Source organism: Frankia sp. CcWB2, from assembly GCF_977927585.1.
The window spans coordinates 10,844-12,977 of the sequence record NZ_CDWRCM010000055.1; the positions used below are offsets into that span (position 1 = coordinate 10,844).

Annotated in this window: 1 protein-coding gene and 1 pseudogene; both read right to left on the bottom strand. The window is 69.6% G+C overall.

Features of this window, described 5'->3' with window-relative positions; translation table 11 throughout:
* The coding region (locus ACY45C_RS08285) for a cytochrome d ubiquinol oxidase subunit II (RefSeq protein ID WP_462187039.1) at positions 1 to 433 on the bottom strand (433 nt) is incomplete at its 3' end.
* Positions 433 to 2,061: pseudogene (locus ACY45C_RS08290) on the bottom strand (cytochrome ubiquinol oxidase subunit I). The gene ACY45C_RS08285 and the pseudogene ACY45C_RS08290, both read right to left, overlap by 1 nt.
* Between the last annotated feature and the right edge of the window lie 73 nt (positions 2,062 to 2,134).

A 2,134-nucleotide genomic window follows, 5' to 3' on the forward strand; every position in this document is an offset into this window, starting at 1 on the left:
GATCACCGCTGGCCAGGGCCGCACCGGCCACCCCGAGCGCGAACGGGGCGATCGTCGAGGACACCGCGAAGACGTGCCCCCACCAGTGGTCGGGACCGGCCCCACCCGCCCCGTAGGACCGGTACACGTACGCGGCACCACGCAGCACGATGCCGACGAGGGCCACGGACAGCGGCACCTCCAGGGAGGAGCCGATCACCCCGTAGGCCTCGGGAAACCCGCTGAACATCGCCACCACGATGAAGATCAGCCAGACATGGTTGGCCTCCCACACCGGGCCGAGTGATGCCGAGATCAGTTTCCGCTGGTCGCCGGCGTGCCGTCCGCGTGCCAGCAGGTCCCACACCCCGCCACCGAAGTCCGCGCCACCGAGCAGCGCGTAGGCGGTGAGCCCTGCCACCATGATGATCAGAAGAAGGTCAGCGCTGGTCATCAGTCTTCTCCCCGCCCGCCGAAACCGGTGGTGCCGTCGGATCCCGTTCCCGTTGTCTCACCCGGGTGCGCCGAACCTCGGGATCCCTCGGGACCGCCGCCGGTGCGCCGCCTGCCGGACACCGGCGGTTCGACCGGCAGTTCAACCGCCGGTTCAACCGGCGCAGGTTCGGGCCGCGGCTTCGGGATGGACGGCGAATCGGAATCGGTTGTCCGCCCGGACCTGGCCGGGCTCGCCTCCCCCGCGCCGTGAACGGCCGTGCGGTGGACGCCCGCGGCGGGCCGCCCGGACCGGATCTCCGCGACGGCCGGGCCGCCCGTGGCCATCCGGCGCAGGATGAGGATCAGCGCACCCGCGAGCCCCAGGTACAGGACCAGGGAGCCGGCAAACATCGGCGCGACCCCGTCGGCGCCCGTCACCGCGTCGTGAACCCGCATATGACCGCCCACGATCCACGGTTGACGACCACCCTCGGTGACCTCCCAGCCAGCCATCATCGACAGCGCGGACGCCGGTCCCGTAGCCGCCGCGGCGAACAGCCACGGCCGCCCGGTGGGCAGCAGCGTCTTCTCGCCGCGACGGCGCCGGCGGACGACGGCGGCACCGGTCAGGGCGGACAGTCCGATCAGCGCAGAACCGAACCCGACCATCGTCGCGAACGACCCGTGCACCAGCAGGCCGTTCGGGCGCTCGTCCGGCGGGGCGGCGTCCAGACCGGTGATCACGTGATCGGTGCTGAATCCCTCCATCAGCGAGAGCAGACCGGGGATCTCCAGCCCGTAGCGGACCTCGCCGCTCTTGTCGTCGTAGAACCCGCCGAGGGTCAGCGGCGCGTGCGACCTGGTGTGGTAGAGCCCTTCCATCGCGGCCAGCTTGAACGGCTGGTTGGCCCCGACGACCCGGGCCGCCCAGTCCCCCACGATCAGCTGAAGCGGCGCGCAGACCAACACCACCGCCAGGCCGATCCGCAGCCCGCGCTGGTGGTAGGCGTCGCGGCGACCGCGCAGCATGCCGACCGCGTAAATACTGGCGACGGCCCCGCCGGTGCACATCAGCGCGGCCAGCAGCATGTGGACCAACTAGGGCGGAGTCCCCGGACTCAGAAAGGGCGCGAACGGCTCGGCGGCGACGACCTTGCCGTTCACCTCGGTGATCCCCCGTGGCACGTTCATCCAGGCGTTCACCGTGATGATGAACAACGTCGACAGGGTGCCGGAGATAGCGATCGGCCACAGCGTGAGCCAGTGCGCGCGCGGCGACAGGCGCTTCCAGCCGTACAGGTACATCCCGACAAAGATCGCCTCGGTGAAGAACGCAAAGCCCTCCAAGGAGAACGACAGCCCGAGCGCACTGCCGTACTTCGACATGAACGCGGGCCAGAGCAGGCCGAACTCGAACGACAGCACCGTTCCCGAGACGGCCCCGACCGCGAACAGCACGGCGAATGCCCGCGACCACTTCTTCGTGAGCGCCAGCCAGGTCTCGTCACCGGTCCGCACCCAACGCCCCTCGGTGTAGATCAGCAGCCACGGCATGCCGACCCCGAACACGGCGAAACAGATGTGAAACGCGAGGGAGAACGCTGTCTGGGCGCGGGCAAGGTCGACGGCATCAGCGGCGAGAACCATGCGCACAGCTCCTTCGGTGGACCGCGAGGGGAAAAATCGGCCGAGAGCCAACCGATCCTCTACGAGGCATAGA